Here is a 24,183-nt window from a genome sequence, read left to right as displayed (position 1 = left end):
AGTAAAACCATCCCATTGGAACATAGGGGGTCCTATTACCATTTATTACCAAGCTAATTTCAGAATTGCTTGATGCTTTCGCCATTCAAAATCTAACTCATTAAAAACAACGTATGAAAAAACACTGTATCCACGTGTTTATGCTTTTTATTGTAGGAATTTACTTTGCATATTCACAAGAAAAGACGGTTACAGGATATGTAATCGACCAAGACGACATACCGCTGCCCGGGGTAAGCATCTTAATTAAGGGCACTACGACCGGTGTACAAAGTGATTTCGACGGCAATTATTCCATTCAGGTAAGCGAAGGGCAAGTACTGGTTTTTTCGTACATAGGACAAAAAACCGTAGAACGTACGGTCGAAGGCGCCAACACCATCAATATTCAGATGGAACAGGATGCACAGGCCCTCGAAGAGGTCGTCGTGACCGCCTTTGGCAAAACGAAACAGAAAAAATCCCTGGGCTATGCCACGGTTTCCGTATCGGCCAAAGACCTGACCGAAGTAAACAACACCAACCCCTTCGAATCCCTTTCGGGAAAAGTGGCGGGGGTAGACATTACAGTTCCAGCCCAGCCAGGGGCCTCTGCCAAAGTCATTCTCAGGGGCTTTAGCTCCTTGGGATCGAATTCGCCATTGTACATTGTAGACGGATCCCCTATCAGCAACGCAAACAATCGCGGTAGCGATCCAAACAACCTAAGTACGGATGCCACGCGCACCTACGATGCGGGTAACGGCCTTAACGATATCGACCCGAACAACATTGCGAACATAAACGTACTCAAAGGGGCGGCCGCTGCCGCCATTTACGGGTCCAGGGCGTCAAACGGCGCGATAATAATCACAACCAAGAGGGCACTTGAAGGACAAAAACTTAGGGTCGACCTTTCTACGGCCACCGACTTTTCGGAGGTGGGAAGACTGCCCCATTACCAAAACAGCTTTGGCCAGGGATGGGCGGGACAGAGCTATTCGAGAGGAACCGATGCCAGTAACGAAAACGGATCTTGGGGAGCACCTTTCGACGGTGAAATACGCACATGGGGCAATATTGTCGACAATTCGCAACAAATCAAGCCCTATGTAGCCCTTGAGGACAATATCAAGGATTTTTTTCAAGCGGGAACTTCGTTCACCAACTCCGTCAGGCTAAGCGGGGGAGGCGAAACCACCAACTTCTCGTTCATCTTTACCGATACCAATAGCGATGGGGTCATACCTACCGAGGCCGATGCCCTCGACCGAAAGGTGTTCAACCTATCGGCAGGACTTCGGGGCAAGAGGTTCAGGGCCCGCACCGTAGCCAATTACATAACCCGCGACCAAAACATTGTAAATACGGGACAAAGCGATAACGCCGGGGAGGGAGAAAGCCTTATTCAAGAGATCATTCAAATTCCCCGTGACATCAGTGTCCTGGATTTAAGGGATTACGAGAACAATCCTTTCAACAACAATGATAATTTCTATACCCCTTATTCGCGTAACCCATGGTGGACCATTAACGAGAACAAAACCTTTTATGGTACAAATCGCTTTTTCGGCAACGTCAACCTGGCCTATGACCTTTTACCCAATTTGGTACTTACCGCCCAAGTAGGAGCGGATATCAGCAACAATACCCTTAAGAGCTACGGGGCCATCGTCAGTTATACCCCCGGATCGCCCAACGCCCTCGACGGCGCGACCAATAATGCAGGTGGGGTTACCGAAGGAAAGAACGATAGAAAGGAATACGATTCCTTCATCACCCTCGATTACAGTACCGATTTCTCTACCGACCTTACGTTTAACGCAACACTCGGGGGGGCGTACAACGAAATTTCAACCAATTTCCTGAGTGTTTCCATTACCGACCTAAGTGTACCCGATTTTTATGAACTCACCAATACGGCGGGCAGGCAGATAGCTACCCAGGCCGATTCCAAACGCAGGATTTACGGTATCTTCGGTTCCGCGGAACTGGGATATAAAGACAGGGTCTTCCTCACCTTCACGGGGCGTAACGATTGGTCTTCGACCCTACCCATTGGTGCCAATTCCTATTTTTACCCCTCGGTAGCCCTAAGTGGGGTCGTTATCGAAAACGACAATACTTTTGCCAAGGTAAGGGCCTCCTATGCCAAGGTTGCCAAGGACACGGGCCCCTATGCCACGGCCAATACCTTGATCCAAGCAGGGGTAACATTTGATTTCGGGCAGATTAATTTTCCCATCGCCGGGCAAAATGCCTTTGAGCTCAGTGGCATATTGGGCAATCCGAACCTCAAGCCCGAAATCACCCGGGAATATGAATTTGGCGCCGAAGTGAACCTTTTTAACAGAAGGCTCAATATAGACGCCGCCTACTACAACAAAGATACCGAAGGGGTCATCATCAACCGGCCGTTGGCCCGAAGTACGGGATACCTTTCGACCACTGGTAATTTTATCGATCTCAATAACAAGGGCTTCGAACTTAGCTTGGGTATCGTACCCGTTCAAACCGACAATTTTAGGTGGAACGTCAACTACACCTTTACCAAAAATGAAAACGAGGTAACCGATATTGCCGAAGGGCTTTCCGAAATATTGATCAACAGTGCCTTTGCTGTCAATTTTTATGCCGAAAAGGGAAGGCCCTTGGGCGTGTACAAAACCCGGGTCGCCGCAACCACGGATGACGGCCGGACCATCGTCGACCCTTCTTCGGGCATTCCCTTACAGGTCGACAATGAAGAAGAAATCGGTACGTCGCAAAGAGATTTCGTGATGGGCCTGAAAAACTCATTCAGCTATAAAAATTTCACCCTGGCCGCCAGCCTCGATTGGAAGGAAGGAGGCGAAATGTATTCGTATACGGCCAGGTTATTAGGATTTACGGGCAATTCCCTACCGACCTTGTACAACGACCGTTCGCCCTTTATCGTGCCCAACTCGGTCAATGAAAACGCGGACGGGACCTATTCGGAGAATACCACACCCATCAATTATATCGACGTTACGGGTTTTTATAGTTCTTCGAATAATGGGAGCATTGAAGAAACACATGTTATCGACAAGACCTTTGTACGGCTCAGGGATATGAGTCTGACCTATAATCTTCCCCTGGCATTTGTCGAAAAACTGGGACTAACTACGGCCGCTTTTAGTGTTTATGGCAAAAACCTCGCGTTGTGGACACCGGACAGCAACCCCTACGTCGATCCGGAGGTTTCCACTTTCGGGGATGACCTGGCCAGTGAATTTGGTGAATTTGCAGGGAACCCTACCCAGAGAACCTATGGCTTTGCACTAAAAGTTTCTTTTTAACCGATAAAAATTAAGCGAAATGAAAAAACTGATAATTGGTGTTATGGTCATTACGGCCCTTGCGGTTTCGTGCGACCAACAACTTGATATAAATAAGGATCCCGATCTATTGGACCCCGAGGGAGTCGCCATTTCCTCTGAAATTGCCGCCGGAATTATCGGCATCGGGGGTGCCCATGCCTCTTCCATATCATTTGTAGGGGGAATTTGGTCGCAATTTTGGTCCCAAAGCCTCTCATCGAGCCAATATAGGACGGAAGACAACTACACCATCGGAACAAATGATTACGAGAGGGCCTGGTCGAATACCTATGATGCGTTGAGCGATATTAGAAACGCAAAAAAAATTGCCCTTGAACGCGAAAACTGGAACTATTACCTTATCGCTACCTGTCTTGAGGCATACGCCTTTCAAATTCTGACCGACTTCTACGGCGATATCCCGTACGAGGAAGCCAACGACCCATCCAATTTTACACCGAACTTTAATACGGGCGAAGAGGTATACGACTTCATGATCCGCGATTTGGACGATGCCCTCGGACGCGACCTGGAAGCTTCTTCCCTACCCGCACCGGGAAGCGACGACTTTGTCTTTGGCGGCAATATGGACAATTGGACAGCCTTCGCCAATACCTTGAAGCTTAAGATTTTTCTAAGACAGACCGAAGCTCGGCCAACTGTTGCCGAAACGGGCATTAGGGCCATGCTCGATTCGGGGGCCCCTTTCTTGACCATAAACGCAGGAATAGGCCTTGGAGGCGATGTGTTCGAAGACGAAGCCAGTCTTAGCAACCCCTTGTACGAAAGCGATAGGCGACAGTTGAATACCCAGAACAACCTAAGGGCAAGTACGACCATGTGGTCTTTCCTTTCGGCCAATGCGGATCCCAGACTGGAAGCCTTTTACCAAACGGTCGATACATCGGGCGACCCCCTAGGGCCCCTTGACCAAGGCGATTACAACAGTCAGGCCCCGCCCGCGACGATCTCGTTGGCAGACATCAGCCCCCTATCACCGGTTTATTTTATCAGTGCGGCCCAAAGTTATTTTATGCAGGCCGAGGCCATGGAAAGGTACAATGGCGGAGCCGGCGCCAAGGAACTATACGATGCAGGGGTATTGGCGGCATTTGAAAAAAGCCCGAACTTTTACGACAATACCAAATCGGAGGCCGATCAAACCTGGATCTTTTCAGAACCCTATGACGGCACTCCCTTTATCGCCGAAGGCGGCCCTTACGAATACCCTGTGGCAGGTACTTTTGACGACAAGCTAAAAAGCATCATCGTTCAAAAATGGATATCGTGTTACCCCGATCAGGGCTACGAATCGTTTTTCGAACAGCACAGAACGGGTTTCCCCGAAATTTCACCCATACCCCAATCCAATGAAGCTTACGTCGCCGGCCAATGGGCCTATTCGGTAGAAGGCCTGACCGGAGGTATTTTTCCGCAGCGCCTGGTCTACCCCAACTCGGAAATATCGAGAAACTCGAACGCACCGGCCATTATTGACATAACTGTCCCCATTTGGTGGAACAAATAAAAATCGTAAACAAAGAGATGATGAAAAAGTTATATAGAACCCTATTATTGGTAGGCCTGGCCCTGTTTGCCTCCTGTGATGGCGAAGAGACCAACGACGTCAGCCTCGTGACAAATTATGCCACAGTAGAGATAATTGGCGAACGCACTACCGTGATCAACGTCGGCGACACCTATGTCGACCCGGGAGCGACCTCGGAAATTGCCGGAAGCAGTGCGGAATATTCCACTTCGGGAAGCGTAGACACGTCGACCCCCGGCGTCTACACCCTTACCTACGAGACCATTAACGACGATGGCTTTGCCGCCTCGGCCCGAAGGGTGGTGGTGGTCTTGTCTACCGAACCGAGTATATACGACCTCAGCGGAAGTTGGGCCCGAAACAACGGAAGTCCCGCAACCGTGGTTCGCCTGTCCGACCGTGTATACACCCACGACAATGCAGGTGGCGTTGAGGGCGAAAACCAACTTATGGTAACCTTCTACAACGTTGATGACGATCTGTTGTACATACCCTACCAAGAGAATGCTTCTTCAACGGGAATCACGGTTGAAAGTTTGGACGGGGCCATCCAAGACAACGACAATTTTACCTGGAACCTAAATGCAAGTGCGTTTTACGGCACGTTTACCCGAGTTTTTGAAAGACAATAATTAAACGATACCCACTATGAGAGATTTATTTAAGACATTGACCGTTGCCATCGCCCTGATCGCCCTTTCGAGTTGTGATGAAGGAGGGGATTTCGATCCCGGAGCAACCCAGGTTGTCGAAATGTCCGGCGATTGGTTCGTCCAAACCTTTGTAGGTGATGTACTGGTGTTGGATTATTCACAAATATCGACCTACAATACCGCTGCCGACGATGGCACCGAAATTTGGGTGGATGACCATGGCAACATTTGGGATTTTAAGGTGAAATCGCCCGTGGACCTACAACAATTGACCTTTTCGGGCAGCGACCTGACCAGTGTCGTGGAAGATTACAACATTACGGTAAGCATATCGAACGGTACCATAACCAAGGACGGTGCCACGACGACAGGTGGCAATACCGCCGATCAAATTTCATTCGATGTCGAGTTTTCAGATGACCCCGGAACCATTTATACCATGATCGGCTACAAGCGGAACGGTCTACTGGAAGACGAACACTAACCCGCCCAAGAGTAGAAAAAATCGGGTAAATATATGTCGGATAGGTAAAGGTTTATAAGCCCTTCCCCGTTTTTGTAGCGATATGCATTAATTTGGACAACATAAAACCAATAAATCTTAAAACCAATGTAAGGCAACTCCGAAGAACACATCTAAAAAAATACTTCGGTCTCATTTTTTAGAGTTTATTATTTGAATTAGCTATCAATATAAATTCGGGGTTGCACCTTACATTTTATGCCCTTTGGGCATGTGCCATTCTCCCTTTCCGTAATTGAGCTATAAACCAAGGTTCGAAAAGTCCCGTCATTGTCCAAGGGAAGAAAAATCAGTGGCCGAAGTCGGCGATATAGGAAACCACAAAGGAGTTGAAGAGCTTGGGCTCCTCTACGTTCACCACGTGGCCGCAATTTTCAATGGTCAGCAAACTGGCCGCGCTTTGCTTTTTCACCATTTTTTTTACCGAGGGCAGAAAAAGATAGTCTTCCCCTCCCATTACGTACAAGGTAGGTATTTTAATATCCGTAGCCCTGAACAGGCGCAAGAGCGTACTGATCTGCGACCCCATCCTATACCATCTGATAAATTCCTTTTGATAGAGTTTTCTGGCCTCACGAACAAAAAGGTTTCGCGATTCCTTGTGGTTGCCATCGGGCATAATGGCAAAGGTAAACAGGCGGTACAACCAGATATAGGGCACAAAAGACTTGAACATATCACCAAAAACCATCAGCATTCGAAACCGCATGTCGAGGCGGATAATGGCCCCGCCCATAACCATGCTCACGACCCTATCGGGGTAGGTCTCGGCAAGGTTCCTGATCAGGACGGTTCCCAAGGAGATACCTATAAAATGTGATTTTTCGATCTTAAGGAAATCCAATACCTCTACGATATCCTCGGTTACGTAATCGAAGGTATACTTGTCGTCGAAGGCATCCTTTAGGGCGGGCTTCGAGTTGCCATGCCCCCTAAGGTCCAACAGGAGAACATTAAAATGCTTTCTAAACTCCCGAACCTGTTTGTACCATATGGACGAACTTCCCCCCGCACCATGTACGAAGGTCACCCAAACTGTCGATTGCCGATGTGGATATGTAATGTAATTAAGCAAAGTGTTCTCTCTAGATTTCCGGTTAGGAAACTTTGCAATGTATTAAAACTTTTGATCCATAGCACATTAGCATGTTTTTTTTATCCATTTTTTTTTCAAAACGAAACCTGACCGACCCTAAAAGCCCCGATACACATCGAACACCTTGCATTTTCCCGGGGCGAAAGACGCTTTTAAGGCCCACGGCTACCTTTTCGCCAGAAAAGCCCATTATACCCGAACTGGGTCTTATTTTACGATCTTAACAGCCTAAATGTTAAATTAATATCAATTGAACCGATATTTGGCCCAATAGGGCGAATAACAAAATCCAAAACTAGAATTGCTGCGTATATTTGAGAGAATCATTTATGTACTATGGAAAATCAATATTGTAAAGTTGGACAAGTTACCTCAATTGCGGCCGATAGAAACGCTATCAACCTATTGGAGCACCAATACCAATCGTTTTTGGAAAAGGCCAGCAGTTTGGAATACACCGATGCAAGACTCGTAGAGTTCTTCGAGCAGAAAGCCCAAAAGATCAAAAAAATATTGGAAAATATGATGCATTAACCTCATCTGTTTTTCAACAGCAATTCCATTTGGTTTTTCAGCTTTTGCGCTTCCTGTGCGGCACTCTCGGCAAAATCGCGGGTATCGGAGGCATATATGATTCCCCTTGAAGAATTGATAAGCAGACCTACCTTTTCGTTCATTCCATAGCGGCATACCTCTTCCAAGCTTCCTCCTTGGGCCCCCACTCCGGGCACCAACAAAAAACGTTCAGGGATTATTTGCCTGATTTCCTTTAAGAACTCCGCTTTTGTAGCTCCTACCACATACATCAGGTTTTCGGAATTTTTATAGGTTTTCGAAGTTTCCAACACTTTTTTATAGAGCTCCTGTCCATCGACCGATTGCGTCTGAAAATCAAAGGCCCCTGCATTGGATGTCAGTGCCAACAAAATGGTGTGTTTGTCCTTAAATTCCAAAAACGGTTCCACCGAATCCCTTCCCATATAGGGCGCAATGGTCAGCGAATCGAAGTTCAGCTCCTCAAAAAAGGCCTTGGCGTAGCGGGTAGAGGTATTTCCAATATCGCCACGTTTGGCGTCGGCGATCGTGAACAGCTCCGGATAGCTCGAATTAAGGTATTCGATGGTCTTCTCGAGCGACTTCCATCCCTTTAAGCCATAGGCCTCGTAAAAAGCCGTATTGGGCTTATAGGCCACGCACAGATGGTGCGTTGCGTCGATAATTGCCTTGTTGAAGGCAAAAATGGGATCCTCCTCCTGCAGAAGATGGGCCGGTATTTTTTCCAGATCGGTATCCAAACCGATGCACAGAAACGATTGTTTTTTATGGATTTGGTCAACGAGTTGTTGGGTAGTCACTGTAGTCGTTTAAAAGTTTGGCTTGTTCGGGCAGCGAATCGGCACCTTTTTGTAAATGGCCGGCCGTCAGAAAGTTTCCGAGGCCTCCCGCAATTTTTCGGTGTTCTCTACCAGGCTAAGCTCATCAATAATTTTTTGTATATCGCCGTCAATAATGTTCTGTAGGTCGTAGAGGGTCAGACCGATACGATGGTCCGTCACCCTTCCCTGCGGATAATTATAGGTCCTGATCTTCGCCGAACGGTCGCCGCTGCTCACCTGCGAGTTTCGTTTCGCCGCATCTTCCTCCTGTTTTTTGGCCAACTCCAGGTCGTATAGCCTCGAACGCAAGACCTTAAATGCCTTTTCCTTGTTCTTGTGCTGTGATTTTTGGTCTTGGCATTGGGCCACCAGACCGGTAGGAATATGCGTTAAGCGCACGGCGGAATAGGTCGTGTTGACCGACTGACCACCGGGGCCCGACGAACAGAAATAGTCGATCCGGACATCCTTGGGGTCGATCTGGACGTCAAAATCCTCGGCCTCGGGAAGCACCATGACCGTTGCGGCACTGGTATGGACCCTGCCCTGGGTCTCGGTCTGCGGTACGCGCTGTACGCGATGCACACCGGCCTCGAACTTTAAGGTGCCATACACATCCTTTCCGTTGACTTCGAACTGTATTTCCTTATAGCCGCCGCTGGTACCTTCGCTCAAATCGATAACGTTGGTCTTCCAGCCTTTCGATTCGCAATACTTGGTGTACATCCTGAACAGGTCGCCGGCAAATATACTGGCCTCGTCACCCCCGGTACCGGCCCTGATTTCGACCACGACATCCTTGGCATCCTCGGGATCTTTGGGAATCAACATCAACTTGATTTCCTCTTCCAATTGGGGCAACCGCTCCTTGGCCTCTTCGAGCTGCATCTTGGCCATTTCGACCATTTCGGCATCACTACCGTCACCAATAATCTCCTCGGCCTCGTTTATATTGTCCGTCAATCGCAAATATTCATCGCGCTTCGCCACGAGTTCCTTAAGGTCGGAATACTCCTTTGTCAGCTCTACATAGCGCTTTTGGTCCGATATGACATCGGGTTGTATGATCAGGTCGGAAACCTCATCGAAACGTTGCTTGACTATATTTAATTTATCTATCATATCCTTACCCTCGGTTGGATTGCGAATTTACGACAAATTTGAACATCTCTCGGCAAGTATTCCGCGATCCAAGGAGAAGGAAAGGAAAAAACAAGGGCCACTCGAAAACGGGGGGCCTTTACTCCGATGCCTCATCCAACAGAATACCGCTGCTCTTGTGTATCTTATTGCGGTCATCGACAAGAACGACTTCAATACCTCCAAGTTGGTTGACCAAGGCCAGTCCGTCTTCCTTGCCCAATATAAAAACCGCGGTGGCCAGTGCATCGCAAGTTTCGGCACTTTTGGCGAAAATAGATACGCTATTGACCCCGGTAGCCGGGTAACCCGTTCTCGGATCGATGATATGCGAATACTTCACACCATCCAATACGACGTGTTTTTCGTAATTGCCCGATGTCGCTACGGACGATTCAACTATGGGCAGCCAAGAAAAAATACGGTCTTCGCTCAAGGGGTTGGCGATACCGATCAACCATTTTTCCCCATTGGCCTTGGTGCCCCATGTCGTAAGGTCGCCCGCGGCATTGATAATGCCCCCGACCACTTGTTTGGAGACCAGTAATTCTTTCGCCTTATCGGCGGCATAACCCTTACCAATGGCGCCGAACGAAATTTTCATCCCTTTCTTGGCCAAGAATACGCTTTGTTCCTTGTGGTTTAAGACAATGTTCCTATATCCCACTTTGGCAATGGAATTTTTGATTTCCGATTGGCTTGGCATCGAGGTCATTGAACCATCGAACTTCCAAATACCGTCCATCGAGGCATAGCTTATATCAAAGGCCCCATCGGTCAATTCGGAAATCTGTTTCGAACGTTCGATCAAGGCGAAAAGCTCAGCACTGACCACCACGGGCCTGATGCCCGCATTTTTGTTAATCAGGGAAGTCTCCGAATCGGGATCCCAGGCCGATATCAGTTTTTCTATACGCTGTATCTCGGCGGTCGCCTCATCAATATTGATGTACCCCACATCCTCATTATGGGCCACCACCGTTATATCGAACCGGCTTCCCATCAGCTCCAAAGCCTTGTGCACCGTAACCAAGGGCCGATCTTGCGCCCATAAGCTACAAACCAAGAAGACACACAGTATGGACAACCAGGACCTCACTTGACAAAAGCATTTAAAGTTGATATATATTCCTCCGGTGAAACATTGGCGAACCCGGTCTTACCCAAAACCCGACCTTCGCCGTTCAACACCACTACCAAGGGAAAATATCCCTTGGGGTTGTACTTTTCGGCCAACCTGTCATTTTCTTCCTGCAAATCGTCCGGAAGGCGATTGGCCTTTTTTCTAGGGAAATCGGCCTTGTAGAGTACGTAGTTTTCCCGTGCATAAGCCTTAAATGCCTCCGACTGCCATATGTTCCTATCCAGCTTAATACAGGGGCCGCACCAGTCGGAACCGGCAAAAACGAGTACCAAGGGCCTGTCGGCACTCTTGGCCTTCTGTAAGGCACTGTCAAACCCGGCCTCCCAATTTTGTGCAAAACCGGAAGACGTAAACAATACGGCCAATAGAATTAGAAAACCTCGCATTACCTGCCTACATTCAAAACCGTGCCATTTATTCAAAAACGCGGAGTAAATTTTCAGAAAGTTCGGTCTTGAATATTTTCAAGGGCTTGGCTTCCGCCCCATCTACCTGATTGATCGGGCTTCCGTCCTGTTCGAAGCGGGATCCGTGGACGTCGCAATAGAATATTCCATCGTTTTGGGAAACAAAGCGCACCTCATCATACCCTTCGTGGCTACATACCTGGCTTGCCGCTACATACTCCCCTTCAAGGTTTTTGGCCACCACGACCAGATTTTTGAGCACATAGCCCCCATTATTGGCCAAGGCGGCATTCTCAGGAGCATTTAGGTCCAAGGTAAAATCGACCCCGGTCGGCACTTCGTGATCCCCTCCTTCACCGCCATCCCCATCCTTGGAGCAACCGTGGAGGCAAGGAAAGGAAACCGCAAAGGCCGCGGCCGCCCCCATACTTTTTAAAAATTGTTTTCTTTCCATAAAAAAGCAATACGTTATACAATAAAAACGCAGTATTTATGGTAATCGTATGCCTTAATATTCAAAGGTACCGTACTCACTTGCAATTGTGAGTTTCTTTTCACCGCAGGCCTCGACACGCCCGATTATTTGAGCCTCTACCCCAAATCCGGCGGCAATCGCGATCAAATCGTCGGCGGTCGTCCGATCGGTATAGACCTCCAATCGATGTCCGCAGTTAAAGACCTGGTACATTTCCTTCCAATCGGTGTGGGACTGTTCTTGGATCATACGGAACAAAGGAGGCACATCGAAAAGATTATCCTTTATCACATGGAGTCCCTTATCTATAAAGTGTAAGATCTTGGTCTGGGCCCCTCCGCTGCAATGCACCATACCATGAATTTCTTCGGAGGAGTATTTTTCAAGCATCCTCTTAACGATGGGCGCATAGGTACGCGTAGGCGACAGCACCAGTTTGCCGGCATCCAAGGGCACCCCTTCGACGGTATCGGTCAACTTTACGGCACCCGAGTATACGAGATCCCCGGGTACGGAGGGATCGTAACTTTCAGGATACTTTTTGGCCAGGTATTTGGCGAACACATCGTGCCTGGCCGAAGTGAGTCCGTTACTTCCCATCCCGCCGTTGTATTCCTTTTCATAGGTCGCCTGCCCATAGGAGGCCAGCCCGACGATAACATCGCCCGGACGTATATTGGCGTTGTCGATCACTTGGCTTTTCCTCATGCGGGCCGTAACCGTTGAGTCGACGATTATGGTACGTACCAAATCGCCTACATCGGCCGTTTCACCCCCGGTGGAGTGTATGGTTATACCGTGTTCGGCCAAGTCGGCGATCAGTTCCTCGGTACCGTTGATAATGGCCGAAATCACCTCTCCGGGAATCAAATTTTTGTTTCTTCCTATGGTCGAGGAAAGCATAATCCCGTCCGTGGCCCCTACGCAGATCAAATCGTCGATGTTCATGACCAGGGCATCTTGGGCAATTCCCTTCCAAACGGAAATATCGCCGGTCTCCTTCCAGTACATATAGGCCAGGGAAGACTTGGTGCCCGCCCCATCGGCATGCATGACCAAGCAATACTCGGGATCGTTGGTCAAATAATCGGGAACAATTTTACAAAAGGCCTTGGGATAAAGCCCCTTGTCGATGTTTTTAATGGCGTTGTGGACATCCTCTTTGGAAGCGCTGACACCTCGCTTACTGTATCTTTCGCTGGTTGACGAACTCATTTCTTTGACGGTTTGGCGCAAAAATAAGGTATTCCGTTTATAATGCTATCCTTGGCCCACAAACTTTGTAAAAGTTCAGGTTAGGTGCTTTCAGCCCAAGAAAGGCCCATTATTTTATGAACAAGATCTCGCGATACTTGGTCAAGGGCCACAAACGGTCGTCGACCAACTCCTCGAGTTTGTCGCAATGCTCCCTTATTCCATCAAAATAAGGCTTTACGTTGTCGCAAAAGGCAAATGCCTTTTTATGGGTATCCGAAATCTTCTCGGCCTTGGCACCGGCAATAACCATGGCATCGGTCTTTTTTTTGAGCTCGGTAATATTTTCGCCGATCTGTTCTATGATGCTTGAGGTAGCATCGGACAGGCTCTTATGTGCCGCCCCGTAAATTTCCTTAAGTCCGAGAACGTTTTTGATCAATGAACTTTGGTAGTCTACCGAAGCGGGGATCACTTGGTTGTACACCATTTCCTTTAATACCCTGGCCTCGATCTGAAGGTGCATGACATACGACTCCAATTCCACCTCCTGTCGGGCCTTGACCTCGGTTTCGCTCAGCACGCCCATGCTTCTAAAGAGCTCCATACTCTCTTTTGAGGTGAGCACCTGCAGGGCCTGGGGCGTATTCTTGTTGTTGCTCAGCTTTCTGCGCTTGGCTTCCTTTTCCCAATCGTCGCTATAGCCATCGCCATCGAAGCGTATCCGCTTTGAGGTCTTTATATACTCGCGCAGTACATTGAATACCGCCTCGTCCTTTTTAAGGTTTTTCTTATCGATAAGGGTGTCGACCTCCTTTTTAAAATCCTGCAACTGCTTGGCGACGATGGTGTTCAATATCGTCATCGGCTTTGCACAATTGGTCTTTGCCCCCACGCCCCGCATTTCGAACTTATTTCCGGTAAAGGCGAAGGGGGATGTTCGGTTGCGATCCGTATTGTCGAGCAAGATTTCGGGAATCTTACCGACAACGTTCAGTTTGAGCTCGGTTTTTTCCTCGGGGGAAAGCCTGCCTTTGGTAACCCCTTCCAGCTCGTCGAGCACGTTGTTCAACTGACTTCCTATAAATATCGAAAAAACGGTGGGAGGAGCCTCGTTCGAACCCAATCTGTGGTCGTTACTGGCCGAGGCTATCGAAGAACGCAAAAGTTCCTCATAATTGTCGACGGCCTTGATCGTATTGATAAAAAAGGTCAGGAACTGCAGGTTCTTCATCGGTGTGGAACCGGGACTCAAGAGGTTCACCCCGGTGTCGGTCGTAAGCGACCAGTTGTTATGCTTGCCCGAACCGTTGATCCCGGCAAAGGGCTTTTCGTGGAAGAGCACCTTAAAATTGTGTTTTGTGGCCACTTTGTCCATTACGTCCATAAGGAGCAGGTTGTGGTCGACCGCCAAATTGGCCTCTTCAAAGACCGGGGCTATTTCGAACTGATTGGGCGCCACTTCGTTATGTCGCGTCTTTACGGGAATTCCCACTAGAAGGCATTCCTTTTCCAATTCTTTCATAAAAGCGATGGCCCTGCCCGGGATCACGCCAAAATAATGATCATCCAATTGCTGGCCCTTGGCCGCGGCATTGCCTATCAGGGTTCGGCCGGTAAGACTTATATCGGTACGCGAGTTGGCCAATGCCCTGTCCACCAAAAAGTACTCCTGCTCCCAACCAAGGGTCGCGTTGACCTTTACCACATTCTTATCAAAATATTTGGCCACGCCCGTTGCCGCTTCGTCCAAGGCGTTCAAGGAACGCAACAAGGGAGTCTTGTTATCAAGGGCCTCGCCCGTATAGGACACGAAAATGGTGGGGATACAGAGGGTGGTACCGTAAACAAAAGCTGGACTTGTCGGATCCCAGGCCGTATATCCCCTAGCCTCGAAGGTATTCCTGATACCCCCGCTCGGGAAGCTCGAAGCATCCGGTTCTTGCTGCACCAATTGCGCGCCCCCGAATTTTTCAAGGGCCTTGCCATCGGACAGCAAGTCAAAAAAGGCATCGTGTTTTTCGGCGGTGGCACCCGTCAATGGTTGAAACCAATGGGTATAGTGCGTAGCCCCCATGGAAATGGCCCAGCCCTTCATCGCCTCGGCCACCTGGTCGGCGATTTTACGATTGATCTTCGTACCTGAAAAAATGGCATTGCGAACACTCTCCAAGGCATCTTTGGTAAGGTACTGGAGCATGCGCTCATCGTTAAAGACATTCGCGGCGTAAAGCTCTGACCTTCTTCCTGTTTCGGTTACTACGACAGGGGTTCTTTTCTGACTTTCGGAGATGGCATCAAATCGTTGTATTGACATGTGACGGTGTTTAATTTGGCCGCTAAAATAGCAATTAAGGATTTAATAATAAAAAGAAGATAATTTCCACATACTTTAAAATACCCCTCCAAAAAAAGGGGTATCCTGAATTTTATGTATTTTTTTGAGATTTACCCCCCTAAAAAATAGGATATATCATCAAAAAACATATTTTTGTTCGTCTGAGAATTAAATTTTTAACTTTCTTTAAATTATGAGCAAAACAAAATTAGAATACATCTGGTTGGACGGATATTTCCCAACGCAGAACATGCGTAGCAAAACTAAGGTCGTAAACGACTTTAGCGGTAAATTGGAAGATTGCCCAATGTGGTCTTTTGATGGAAGTTCAACACGACAAGCTGAAGGTGGTGATTCGGATTGCATATTAAAACCCGTAGCAATTTTTCCCGACCCGGCAAGAAAGGACGGATACTTGGTCATGACCGAGGTATTGAATGCCGACGGCACACCCCACCCCTCCAACGGTAGAGCTACCATTGACGATGATGACAATGATTTCTGGTTTGGTTTTGAGCAGGAGTACTTTATAATGGATACCCACACCCAACTACCCTTGGGCTTCCCTGTCGGTGGCTACCCGGCCCCACAAGGCCTTTACTACTGTTCGGTCGGAGGTAAGAACACCCATGGCCGCCAGTTGGTAGAAGAGCACGCCGACCTTTGTATCGCCGCCGGACTTAACTTTGAAGGCATCAACCAAGAAGTGGCCTGTGGCCAGTGGGAATTCCAATTGTTCGCCAAGGGAGCCAAATTGGCCGGTGACGAATTGTGGGTCGCCAGATACCTTTTGGACCGATTGACCGAACAATACGGATACTATATCGAATACCATCCAAAACCACTAGGAAAAGATATGGACTGGAACGGTTCGGGTATGCACGCCAACTTCTCGAACTCCACCTTAAGAAATGCCGGCTCAAAAGAAGTTTACGAGAAAATCTGTGAAGCCTTTAGACCCGTTGTCAAAGAGCACATCGAAGTCTACGGTGAGTTCAACGACCAGCGTTTGACCGGACTTCATGAAACGGCCTCGATCAACGATTTCTCTTACGGAATCTCCGACCGTGGTGCGTCGATACGTATTCCCATCGCTACCGTAGAAAGCGGTTGGAAAGGTTGGCTGGAAGACAGAAGACCTGCCTCAAACGGCGACCCCTATAAAATTGCAGGTAGAATCATCAAGACCGTAAAGTCTGCCGAATTGTAATTAAATCGTAACAATTAATTGTTGACCCAATTAAAAAGCCCCGATGTTGATCGGGGCTTTTTTTATGTTTAAAGGCCAATAGAGAGGTTTTTCCCTAAGACCATCAACCGATGGTGACATATATAAAGGCCGCATAAACGGCAACCAGGATCAATCCATCGCGCCACCCAAGCCGTAAGCCTTTTGGAAAAAACACCAAGGGCAGCAAGAGGAAGGAAATACCCAGCATCCAAAAAATATCGTTCTCCACCAAGCCCTGATCCACCACGGTAATCGGGGTTATGATCGAAGTAATGCCAAGTACGGCCAAGATATTAAAGATATTCGACCCGATCAGGTTGCCCAACGATATGGCCTTTTCCTTTTTTATGACCGCGATTATCGAGGCCGCCAGTTCAGGTATACTCGTACCTACCGATATAACCGTTACACCGACCACCCTTTCACTCACCCCATAGCTTTTCGCAAAGCCGACCGCACCATCGATCAAGAGCTCCGAACCGCCCCACAAGGCCGTGCCCCCCAACCCTAAAAACAGTACGGTCTTGTACAAGGGCAAGGGCACATCGTCTTCGGGCATTTCATCGACCACCGCCGGTTTCTGGAAGCGCAGGAGATAGACCAGGAAGAGAAACAGGAAAACCACCATGACTATACCTTCGTACGATTCTATGACCCCGTCGAAATAAACAAAGCCGAAAAACAAAAACGAAGCCAGCATCATCACGGGCCAATCGGTGGTATAGAAGCTCTTGTTTACATCGATGCTGCCCAATATGACGGTAACCCCCAAAACCAAGCCTAAATTGGCGATATTCGAGCCTACAACGTTGCCCAAGGCCAAATCGGGAAAACCATCGAGGGCCGATTTAATGCTCACGATAAGCTCCGGTGCCGAAGTCGCAAAGGAGACCACGGTCATACCTATCACGATCTTGGGAATATGCAAACGAAGGGAAAGGGCCACGGCCGACTTTAGAAGCCAATTACCCCCAGCGATCAAAAGTGCGAGGCCAAGGATAATAAAGAGAAGGTTTTGCATGAAATGGTTAATGGATGTTACGCAAAGATATATCAAGATTTAGAACTTCCACTTGCAATTCGGCCACAAGTTTCCAACACCTACATCCGGCGAGAGAGAACGCAACCCCAACAAAAGGACACTTTTTAAAACGTTATACCCCTACAAACTTTAAAAAGACCTAAAAACCAGCCTACAAATATTACATTTTAAAACAATAATTTATATTTATAGTTACATATCAAAATAATAACATAGGCTATTATTTACTATTACAAACAAAAAGTGTTTTTAAACTTACAATAGCGCATTCAATTTCATTAATTTATATGAAAAGATTAGGTAAATAGCCGGTCATTTATATATCTTGAAAAGACAATCGATTGAAGAGTACTATTTACTCATCCTTCACACGAAGGCTAACCCAAAAACAATTTTTTAAATGATCACAATTGCCAAAATACTTCTACTATTTATGATAACCCTGATCATAATAGTATTTTAAATCGATTATATAGGCCTATTTACAAAAGACCGCCCCAAGGCGGTCTTTTTCTTTCTTACCTTGAAGTAGTTATATTTGTTTAAACGCGAAAAAATGAAAAAAGGATTCTTTAAATTTTTGGCCACCTTAAACAAGCGGCTATTGCCTTCGTTCTCGAAAAGGCGCTTAGATCTTGCCAAGGCATCAAAATGGCAACTGGCCATCATAGCTTGGCGTTATTTTGTGACCCTTAGGGCTTTGGACCGGTAAAGGGCCTTTTTTTTTAAAAGAACTAATAATTCAACAAAGACCTCACCTGGTAGTTCGAAATTTTTTCCCTCCCCCTTAAAAAGTCGAGCTCGATCAAAAAATTGCATTGTACGACCACCCCGCCCAAGCGCTCGACCAATTCACATGTTGCCTTGGCCGTACCGCCCGTGGCCAGTACATCGTCGTGAACCAACACCCGTTCACCTTCGAGTATGGCATCCTTGTGTACTTCGAGCGTATCCGAACCGTACTCCAGGGCATAAGTCTGCCCGATCGTATCGCCCGGAAGCTTTCCCTGCTTTCTGACCGGAACGAAACCGGCATTTAACTGGCTTGCCAACAGGGAAGCGAAGAAAAACCCGCGACTTTCCATACCCACCACTTTATCGACCTTGGCATCGCCTACAAGCTCCAAAAGGGCCTTGGTCGTTTGCTGCAATGCCCCTGCATCCTTTAACAGGGGCGTAATGTCCTTGAAGGTAATACCCTTGGAAGGAAAATCCTCGATATCCCTCACATACAATTTAAAATCCATATTTTTAGCCATCGGTTTTGCAGTAAATGTAAAAAGAAATATATTTGCACCCCATTTGCAAGGCCTGGTGCCCGCCCGTACCGGACGGCACGATCGGGCGGGGCGCAAAAAACATAGTCGCAATGTTCTAGGTTTATGTTCTTTACAGCCTATGTCGGATTGACCAGCGATCTGGAAAGAAGGCTTAAGGAACACAACGGGAGAAAAAACGTTTCAACCAAAAAAGGAGTACCTTGGAAGGTTGTACATAGTGAAGTTTTTGAAACGCGGCCGGAAGCCAGAAAAAGAGAGAAATACTTGAAATCGGCTGCCGGAAGACGTTGGAGAAAACAAAATATAAGGCCTCGTGCCCGCCCGTACCGGACGGCACGTTCGGGCGGGGCGCAAAAAACATAGTGGCAATGTTCTATGTTTATGTTCTTTACAGCACTATAGCAGATGCTTTCTATGTCGGATTGACCAGCAATCTGGAAAGAAGGCTTAAGGAACACAACGAGAAAAAAAACGTTTCAACCAAAAAAGGAGTACCTTGGAAGGTTGTACATAGTGAAGTTTTTGAAACGCGGCCGGAAGCCAGAAAAAGAGAGAAATACTTGAAATCGGCTGCCGGAAGACGTTGGAGAAAACAAAATATAAGGCCTCGTGGCGCAACTGAATAGCGCATCTGATTACGGCTCAGAAGGTTGCAGGTTTGAATCCTGCCGAGGTCACAAGAAACCAACTAAAGGTTAAAAACAAAAGCAAGCTAAAAACATAGCTTGTTTTTGTTTTTTTAGGGAGTGAAGTTTTTCTTTGTCGATTTTCATCGCCCAGCACCGAGGACATGAAGCCAAGTGCCCCATTCCAAGGCTGCGAATATAGAGGCAAAATGTTAAAAACTGAACAGGCTGAAAGATTTACCTATCTACCGACCTTCCAAATACCCAAAATACCCCATATCACCTAAACGAACTTTTTGTCAAAACCCTCATCTTAGCCTCCTTTTGAAAAGAATAGTACATCTTTGATAACAAAATTGTTCTTCTTATCTCTTTTACGTTAAAGATTTTAAAAAAGACAAAGCCGTTTTCATATAACCCATGGCATAGGCCATACCTGCATACCAAGGAGCATCGCAGATCATTTGTGGTGTATGATCGGGTATTAAAACACCATCAAAATTATTCTTCTTTAAAATCTCAAGGATATTAAACATGTCCATATCTCCTTCGTCAACAAAAACCTCTTTATAATTGGGCACCTTATCAACGATATTCCTAAAATGTATATAATTAATTTTTCCCTGTTTACTATAGGTATCGGTAGGTTCATATACGTCTCCCTCGATCATTTCCGCAATGGAACCCAAACAAAATTCCAAATTGTTCGAAGGAATTGGCTTCAAATCTATCAACTTTTGATACATGTCTGGCTGATAAACCAATCTTGGTGTATTTCTAACATAGGGCATTGGCGGGTCATCGGGATGGGCTGCCAATTTTACCCCTGCTTCCTCTGCTATCGGTATAAGCTCATCGAGAAAGAATTGAAGACGTTTCCAAAGTTCTTCATGAGAGATTTCAGGTAAGATACCATCGGGATCGGGGTGTTATTAACCTTTTCCATTCCCACCGAAACAGCTCCACCCCGAGCGTAAGGATTTTACAATTATACTTTTGGCAACCTCAATACCTTCTGGATCTTTTGAGTTAAGTGCTATACTTCGCTTATTTCTATTGAGACTGGGAAAGGAGATACTTTTTCCATGCGGATAAAGGTTTTCGTAGGCATAATGTCTCATTCAATCGCCCTTTTCATGTTCATTTTTAATGATATCCGCACCCATATCGCCTAACATTTGGGTAGCCCACGGGCCTTGGGCCCAATAAAATCAGCGACAACAAGACCTTTTAAAGGTCCGTGATTATTTTTATCTGCCCCATAATTAAACCGATTTACTTACTCTTTTAAAAAATATTCCCACAATGAGGAACGGTCATTTGCTTTCCATTGGCATGGCTATTATTTTTATATAAAATAAATAATTATTGTTTTTTTATCGAATTAACAATTTACCTCCAAAATACAATTGGACCTTGTTATGAAGTATTTTGGGTGCAATAAATAGTCAAATAACATATACATAGTTATAATCAATCTTACGGCTCCCCCGGCACCAACACGCTTTGATCAAATCGTGATTCCATAGCTATAAGCTAAGGGAGTACTAGGTCAAAACACCTTCTCAATCGAAACACTACGGTATAAGTTTTATTCGAATAATTCGCTTCGTTTACAGGATAGAACAGGACACGATTTAAAGATTAACGCTTTAACATTGTTATACCTTATCGACAAAGGGAAACCAAAGTAAGCTGAGATACATTTACCATCATCATGGGAAAAATACAACTGATACTCCTTCTTATACTAGCCTCCTCTCCAATTTCCAACACGCAAGAAATAAATGGCGATGATGTAAAGAAAGTAATGAAGAAAGTTGCGGACTGGCAAATGGACCATATCAATATCAATGATAGTTATAGCAATAAAAAGCCGCATCACCCTTTATATTGGACCAACGCGGCCCTCTATGCCGGCATGGCGAAATGGGCGGAAATTACAGAAGACGAGACGTTCTACAACTGGTTGAAAGGAATCGGTGTTCAAAACAATTGGCAGCTTCACGAACGGAAGTATCATGCAGGCGATCATGCCGTTGACCGTATGTACACAGCCTTGTACCTAAAATACGGGCAAGAAGAAATGCCGCAACCGACCATCGATCAATTCAATTATATTATGCTCCAACCGGCCAAAACCCAATTGAACTGGGGCACGCCTCATCATCAAGACAGAAGTAACTGGTGTAATGCCCTTTTTATGTCTCCCCCGGTGTGGGCCGATCTTTATCAAATTACCGGTGATCAAAAATGTTTAGACTTTATGTTTGAAGAATATAAGGCGACCGCGGAGTTTTTATTCGATAAAGCGAAAATCTATATTATCGCGATGAACTTTTTAAGGATAAATTGGACAACGGCACCAAAATATTCTGGGGCCTAGGTAATGGCTGGGTTTACGCAGGTCTTGACGATATTCTATCGAATTCAAAACCCTACAGTAAAGCGTACGACTACTTTTTGTAGGTTTACCCGAAGATGTCCGAAAAACTTATTGGAGTCCAAACCCCAAAAGGGCACTAGTCGATGAGTTTATTGGGACAGGAATTTTATCCCACTCCGGAAACCAGTGGGTCTTCCTTATATGTTTACGGACTGGCGTGGGGTATCAACAACAGAATTTTAAAAGGAAGCAAATATAAAAAGGCGGTAGTAAAAGGATGGAATACCATAACGGGCTATGTTCATGAAAATGGAATGTTGGGTTATGTCCAGCCTATTGGTGCGGCCCCCGGTAACGCAAGTGCGGATAAAACCGAAGTATATGGTTTGGGAGCATTCTTAAGTGCGGGTTTTGAAATCTACAAAATGGTGAAGGGCAATTAACCTTTTAGACCTCAAATTGATCATTCATGAAAAGAAAAGAATTTTTACAACTTTCAGGCCTTACCAGTGCCGGTCTTTTACTTCCAATGGTGCCTTGGTTGCATTCATGTTCCGAGCAAAGCACTATTGAACATTCAAAAGATTTTAAAAATTTGGTTTACGGGCTTTTAAAAGACTGGTGCGATGGTCTTATTCGAACCCAGATATTTGATGAAAGCAACCCTAAAACCCATGGAATGTTCAAGTGTCCTGCGTGCAATAAAGTGCACGGCCGAATGATGGATGCCGTTTATCCTCTCCTGGCCATGGCCAAATATACGGGCGAGGAAAAGTACCTCAAATCAGGGATTGCAGTGATGGAATGGGCAGATAACGTGACCTTGCCCGATGGGGGCTGGTCCAACGACCTTAATCCAAAATCTTGGAACGGTATTACGGTTTTTGGCGCCATCTCATTGGCAGAAGCATTGCATTACCACGGAGATTTGTTAGAAGAGCAGCGGCGTAAACGATGGACGGAAAGGTTGACTAAAGCCGCCGATTTCGTCTACAAGAAATTCCCCACTATGGATGTGACCAATGTCAACTACGGGGCCACGACTATATACGCCCTTAATCTAATAGGCAAAATGCTCAAGAAGCCAGAGTACCTATCACGCAGTAAAGAATTGGCCACGGCAATCAAATCGTATTTCACCGAACCCAACCATTTTTTATACGGAGAAATTAAACCAAGTGCCCATAAAAAAAGTGCCAAAGGCCTACCGGGTATCGATTTGGGATATAATGTCGAAGAATCATTGAATAACATTACCTTGTATGCGGTTCACGAAAAAGATACAGATCTTTTGGAGCTCTTAGATCGTTCTTTACGTACCCATTTAGAATTTATGCTTCCTGACGGCGGTTGGGATAACAGCTGGGGTACCCGAATGTTCAAATGGACCTATTGGGGAAGCCGCACCTGTGACGGTAGTCAACCCACTTTGGCATTGCTGGCCAACCGTAATCCGGCCCTTGGTACAGCAGCCGTAAAATATACCGAGTTATTGAAGCGCTGTACTGATAACGGATTGCTTCATGGCGGAATCCATTATACCTCTCACGGTATCAAGCCTTGTATTCACCACACCTTTGCCCATACAAAACCCTTGGCCCATCTTTTGGACAATTGGAACAAGTTACCTGAAATAAATACGTCTGCCCCATTGCCCAGGTACACAGCCGATGGCGTCAAACACTATAAAGAAATTGATACGCTGTTAATGGCCAGGGGAAACTGGAGGGGAACGGTAACCGCCTATGACGCCATTTATAAAGATGGAGAATATCGCCAAGCCACGGGAGGCGCTTTATCTTTGCTATACCATACCAAAGTGGGCCTATTGCTGGCGGCAAGTATGGCCCAATACAAACTGGTGGAGTCTCTGAACCAGCAGCCCAACCCAGGGGAGGATTTCCCCTTTACACCAAGGATAGAAACCTGGCTCAACGAAAAACAATACTCCAATATTTTTGATCGCGCAGCAACCATTTCCTCCGAAGATACCAATGGTCAAATCTTGGTAAAGGCCCAATGCCAATTAAAAAACGAGGACAACGAAGTAGCCAAAGACACGGCTTCATCTTTTTCCATTGCTTACCATTGCACGGACGGCTCCTTAAAAATAACTGCAAAAACCGGTGAAAAAATAAAATCCAAAACCGCATTTATTTTACCGATCATTTCCCCTACAGGAGAGCAGGTCTACCATATACGGGAAAATGAGATCAGTGTGCGTAAACCGGATGGTCTAGTCAAAATTACATCTAGTGTGCCGCTAACCATAAAAGAAACCCCAAAGGAAAGAATTTTTAACATGGTACCCGGTGCGGAAGCCATACCCATACTAGCCTATCTTAACAAAACCAATGAAGTTGAACTGGTAATTACAATTGAATAACACGGTCTCCTTAAAGC

At 46.5% G+C, this 24,183-nt stretch carries 21 protein-coding genes, 1 tRNA gene and 2 pseudogenes; 12 read left to right on the top strand and 12 right to left on the bottom strand.

Features of this window, described 5'->3' with window-relative positions; genetic code table 11:
- Positions 1–113 precede the first annotated feature (113 nt).
- Genes BUB37_RS10585 through BUB37_RS10570 form a run of 4 tightly spaced genes read left to right on the top strand, consistent with a single transcriptional unit; the run spans position 114 to position 6,006 of the window.
- On the top strand, positions 114–3,299 hold the full coding sequence (locus tag BUB37_RS10585; RefSeq protein WP_072993214.1) for a SusC/RagA family TonB-linked outer membrane protein: 3,186 nt from the start codon (positions 114–116) through the stop codon (positions 3,297–3,299).
- Between the two features lie 19 nt (positions 3,300–3,318).
- On the top strand, positions 3,319–4,848 hold the full coding sequence (locus BUB37_RS10580) for a SusD/RagB family nutrient-binding outer membrane lipoprotein (RefSeq protein ID WP_072993211.1): 1,530 nt from the start codon (positions 3,319–3,321) through the stop codon (positions 4,846–4,848).
- A 20-nt stretch (positions 4,849–4,868) separates the two neighbouring features.
- Complete coding sequence (locus BUB37_RS10575) at positions 4,869–5,501, top strand: DUF5011 domain-containing protein (protein ID WP_170863151.1); 633 nt, start codon at positions 4,869–4,871, stop codon at positions 5,499–5,501.
- A gap of 16 nt (positions 5,502–5,517) precedes the next feature.
- Complete coding sequence (locus BUB37_RS10570) at positions 5,518–6,006, top strand: lipid-binding protein (RefSeq protein WP_072993205.1); 489 nt, start codon at positions 5,518–5,520, stop codon at positions 6,004–6,006.
- Positions 6,007–6,334: 328 nt separating this feature from the next.
- Here BUB37_RS10570 and BUB37_RS10565 read toward each other — a convergent pair whose 3' ends face one another.
- Positions 6,335–7,120 carry an alpha/beta fold hydrolase gene (locus BUB37_RS10565; protein ID WP_072993202.1) on the bottom strand — a complete coding sequence of 262 codons (786 nt, stop codon included), beginning with the start codon at positions 7,118–7,120 and terminating at the stop codon, positions 6,335–6,337.
- Between the two features lie 357 nt (positions 7,121–7,477).
- Between BUB37_RS10565 and BUB37_RS10560 the strand changes: the two genes are divergently transcribed.
- Positions 7,478–7,675: a hypothetical protein gene (locus tag BUB37_RS10560; protein ID WP_072993199.1), complete on the top strand. Its 198-nt coding sequence runs from the start codon at positions 7,478–7,480 to the stop codon at positions 7,673–7,675.
- 2 nt (positions 7,676–7,677) lie between these two features.
- Here the strand turns inward: BUB37_RS10560 and pyrF are convergent, their stop codons facing one another.
- From pyrF to BUB37_RS10525, 7 genes are all read right to left on the bottom strand, one after another.
- Positions 7,678–8,496 carry an orotidine-5'-phosphate decarboxylase gene (gene pyrF / locus BUB37_RS10555; protein WP_072993196.1) on the bottom strand — a complete coding sequence of 273 codons (819 nt, stop codon included), beginning with the start codon at positions 8,494–8,496 and terminating at the stop codon, positions 7,678–7,680.
- A 66-nt stretch (positions 8,497–8,562) separates the two neighbouring features.
- Positions 8,563–9,639, bottom strand: a complete 1,077-nt coding sequence (prfA, locus tag BUB37_RS10550; protein ID WP_072993193.1) for a peptide chain release factor 1 — start codon at positions 9,637–9,639, stop codon at positions 8,563–8,565.
- Between the two features lie 118 nt (positions 9,640–9,757).
- Positions 9,758–10,756 (bottom strand): FAD:protein FMN transferase, encoded by a 999-nt coding sequence (locus BUB37_RS10545; RefSeq protein ID WP_072993190.1) that lies wholly within the window; start codon positions 10,754–10,756, stop codon positions 9,758–9,760.
- Positions 10,753–11,187, bottom strand: coding sequence for a thioredoxin family protein (locus BUB37_RS10540; protein ID WP_072993188.1), 435 nt, complete (start codon positions 11,185–11,187; stop codon positions 10,753–10,755). Before BUB37_RS10540 ends, BUB37_RS10545 begins: the two co-directional genes overlap by 4 nt.
- A 28-nt stretch (positions 11,188–11,215) precedes the next feature.
- Complete coding sequence (locus BUB37_RS10535) at positions 11,216–11,662, bottom strand: QcrA and Rieske domain-containing protein (RefSeq protein WP_072993186.1); 447 nt, start codon at positions 11,660–11,662, stop codon at positions 11,216–11,218.
- 54 nt (positions 11,663–11,716) lie between these two features.
- Entirely contained in the window at positions 11,717–12,898 is a 1,182-nt protein-coding gene (locus BUB37_RS10530) for an AIR synthase related protein (protein WP_072993183.1), read from the bottom strand.
- Positions 12,899–13,007: 109 nt separating this feature from the next.
- Positions 13,008–15,194: a glutamine synthetase III family protein gene (locus BUB37_RS10525; protein WP_072993180.1), complete on the bottom strand. Its 2,187-nt coding sequence runs from the start codon at positions 15,192–15,194 to the stop codon at positions 13,008–13,010.
- 214 nt (positions 15,195–15,408) lie between these two features.
- Between BUB37_RS10525 and BUB37_RS10520 the strand changes: the two genes are divergently transcribed.
- Positions 15,409–16,425: a glutamine synthetase beta-grasp domain-containing protein gene (locus BUB37_RS10520; RefSeq protein ID WP_072993176.1), complete on the top strand. Its 1,017-nt coding sequence runs from the start codon at positions 15,409–15,411 to the stop codon at positions 16,423–16,425.
- 103 nt (positions 16,426–16,528) lie between these two features.
- On the opposite strand, the gene BUB37_RS10515 is transcribed toward BUB37_RS10520, so the two are convergent.
- On the bottom strand, positions 16,529–17,467 hold the full coding sequence (locus tag BUB37_RS10515; RefSeq protein WP_072993173.1) for a calcium/sodium antiporter: 939 nt from the start codon (positions 17,465–17,467) through the stop codon (positions 16,529–16,531).
- 577 nt (positions 17,468–18,044) lie between these two features.
- On the opposite strand from BUB37_RS10515, the gene BUB37_RS10510 reads away from it, so the two are divergent.
- A complete protein-coding gene (locus tag BUB37_RS10510; RefSeq protein ID WP_072993990.1) occupies positions 18,045–18,200 on the top strand; it encodes an SsrA-binding protein in 156 nt (51 codons plus the stop codon).
- A gap of 22 nt (positions 18,201–18,222) precedes the next feature.
- On the opposite strand, the gene BUB37_RS10505 is transcribed toward BUB37_RS10510, so the two are convergent.
- Entirely contained in the window at positions 18,223–18,735 is a 513-nt protein-coding gene (locus tag BUB37_RS10505; protein ID WP_072993987.1) for an adenine phosphoribosyltransferase, read from the bottom strand.
- Between the two features lie 135 nt (positions 18,736–18,870).
- Between BUB37_RS10505 and BUB37_RS10500 the strand changes: the two genes are divergently transcribed.
- From BUB37_RS10500 to BUB37_RS10490, 3 genes are all read left to right on the top strand, one after another.
- Positions 18,871–19,131 (top strand): GIY-YIG nuclease family protein, encoded by a 261-nt coding sequence (locus tag BUB37_RS10500; RefSeq protein WP_072993170.1) that lies wholly within the window; start codon positions 18,871–18,873, stop codon positions 19,129–19,131.
- A 5-nt stretch (positions 19,132–19,136) separates the two neighbouring features.
- Entirely contained in the window at positions 19,137–19,394 is a 258-nt protein-coding gene (locus BUB37_RS10495; RefSeq protein ID WP_072993167.1) for a GIY-YIG nuclease family protein, read from the top strand.
- A tRNA-Arg gene (locus tag BUB37_RS10490) sits at positions 19,372–19,445 on the top strand. Before BUB37_RS10495 ends, BUB37_RS10490 begins: the two co-directional genes overlap by 23 nt.
- Positions 19,446–19,768: 323 nt before the next feature.
- Here BUB37_RS10490 and BUB37_RS10485 read toward each other — a convergent pair.
- Positions 19,769–20,236 carry a mannonate dehydratase gene (locus BUB37_RS10485; protein ID WP_244526811.1) on the bottom strand — a complete coding sequence of 156 codons (468 nt, stop codon included), beginning with the start codon at positions 20,234–20,236 and terminating at the stop codon, positions 19,769–19,771.
- Between the two features lie 90 nt (positions 20,237–20,326).
- A pseudogene (locus BUB37_RS22010) lies at positions 20,327–20,584 on the bottom strand (CoA transferase); the annotation flags it as partial.
- A 527-nt stretch (positions 20,585–21,111) separates the two neighbouring features.
- Here BUB37_RS22010 and BUB37_RS22005 point away from each other — a divergent pair.
- A pseudogene (locus tag BUB37_RS22005) lies at positions 21,112–22,223 on the top strand (glycoside hydrolase family 88/105 protein).
- 26 nt (positions 22,224–22,249) lie between these two features.
- The gene (locus BUB37_RS10465; RefSeq protein ID WP_072993159.1) at positions 22,250–24,166 is read left to right on the top strand and encodes an ulvan lysase-like protein; all 1,917 of its coding nucleotides are present in this window, start codon (positions 22,250–22,252) and stop codon (positions 24,164–24,166) included.
- Positions 24,167–24,183: the final 17 nt, after the last annotated feature.

The sequence above is a fragment of the Pseudozobellia thermophila genome, assembly GCF_900141855.1.
GTDB lineage: Bacteria > Bacteroidota > Bacteroidia > Flavobacteriales > Flavobacteriaceae > Pseudozobellia > Pseudozobellia thermophila.
This window is presented reverse-complemented; position numbering and strand designations above follow the sequence as displayed.

What these genes read in the sequence shown, in the direction of transcription:
- BUB37_RS10585 (WP_072993214.1), top strand. Translation starts at nt 114, where the DNA reads ATGAAAAAACACTGTATCCACGTGTTTATGCTTTTTATTGTAGGAATT.
- BUB37_RS10580 (WP_072993211.1), top strand. Translation starts at nt 3,319, where the DNA reads ATGAAAAAACTGATAATTGGTGTTATGGTCATTACGGCCCTTGCGGTT.
- BUB37_RS10575 (WP_170863151.1), top strand. Translation starts at nt 4,869, where the DNA reads ATGAAAAAGTTATATAGAACCCTATTATTGGTAGGCCTGGCCCTGTTT.
- BUB37_RS10570 (WP_072993205.1), top strand. Translation starts at nt 5,518, where the DNA reads ATGAGAGATTTATTTAAGACATTGACCGTTGCCATCGCCCTGATCGCC.
- BUB37_RS10560 (WP_072993199.1), top strand. Translation starts at nt 7,478, where the DNA reads ATGGAAAATCAATATTGTAAAGTTGGACAAGTTACCTCAATTGCGGCC.
- prfA (WP_072993193.1), bottom strand. Translation starts at nt 9,639, where the DNA reads ATGATAGATAAATTAAATATAGTCAAGCAACGTTTCGATGAGGTTTCC.
- BUB37_RS10540 (WP_072993188.1), bottom strand. Translation starts at nt 11,187, where the DNA reads ATGCGAGGTTTTCTAATTCTATTGGCCGTATTGTTTACGTCTTCCGGT.
- BUB37_RS10535 (WP_072993186.1), bottom strand. Translation starts at nt 11,662, where the DNA reads ATGGAAAGAAAACAATTTTTAAAAAGTATGGGGGCGGCCGCGGCCTTT.
- BUB37_RS10530 (WP_072993183.1), bottom strand. Translation starts at nt 12,898, where the DNA reads ATGAGTTCGTCAACCAGCGAAAGATACAGTAAGCGAGGTGTCAGCGCT.
- BUB37_RS10525 (WP_072993180.1), bottom strand. Translation starts at nt 15,194, where the DNA reads ATGTCAATACAACGATTTGATGCCATCTCCGAAAGTCAGAAAAGAACC.
- BUB37_RS10520 (WP_072993176.1), top strand. Translation starts at nt 15,409, where the DNA reads ATGAGCAAAACAAAATTAGAATACATCTGGTTGGACGGATATTTCCCA.
- BUB37_RS10515 (WP_072993173.1), bottom strand. Translation starts at nt 17,467, where the DNA reads ATGCAAAACCTTCTCTTTATTATCCTTGGCCTCGCACTTTTGATCGCT.
- BUB37_RS10510 (WP_072993990.1), top strand. Translation starts at nt 18,045, where the DNA reads ATGAAAAAAGGATTCTTTAAATTTTTGGCCACCTTAAACAAGCGGCTA.
- BUB37_RS10505 (WP_072993987.1), bottom strand. Translation starts at nt 18,735, where the DNA reads ATGGATTTTAAATTGTATGTGAGGGATATCGAGGATTTTCCTTCCAAG.
- BUB37_RS10500 (WP_072993170.1), top strand. Translation starts at nt 18,871, where the DNA reads ATGTTCTTTACAGCCTATGTCGGATTGACCAGCGATCTGGAAAGAAGG.
- BUB37_RS10495 (WP_072993167.1), top strand. Translation starts at nt 19,137, where the DNA reads ATGTTCTATGTTTATGTTCTTTACAGCACTATAGCAGATGCTTTCTAT.
- BUB37_RS10465 (WP_072993159.1), top strand. Translation starts at nt 22,250, where the DNA reads ATGAAAAGAAAAGAATTTTTACAACTTTCAGGCCTTACCAGTGCCGGT.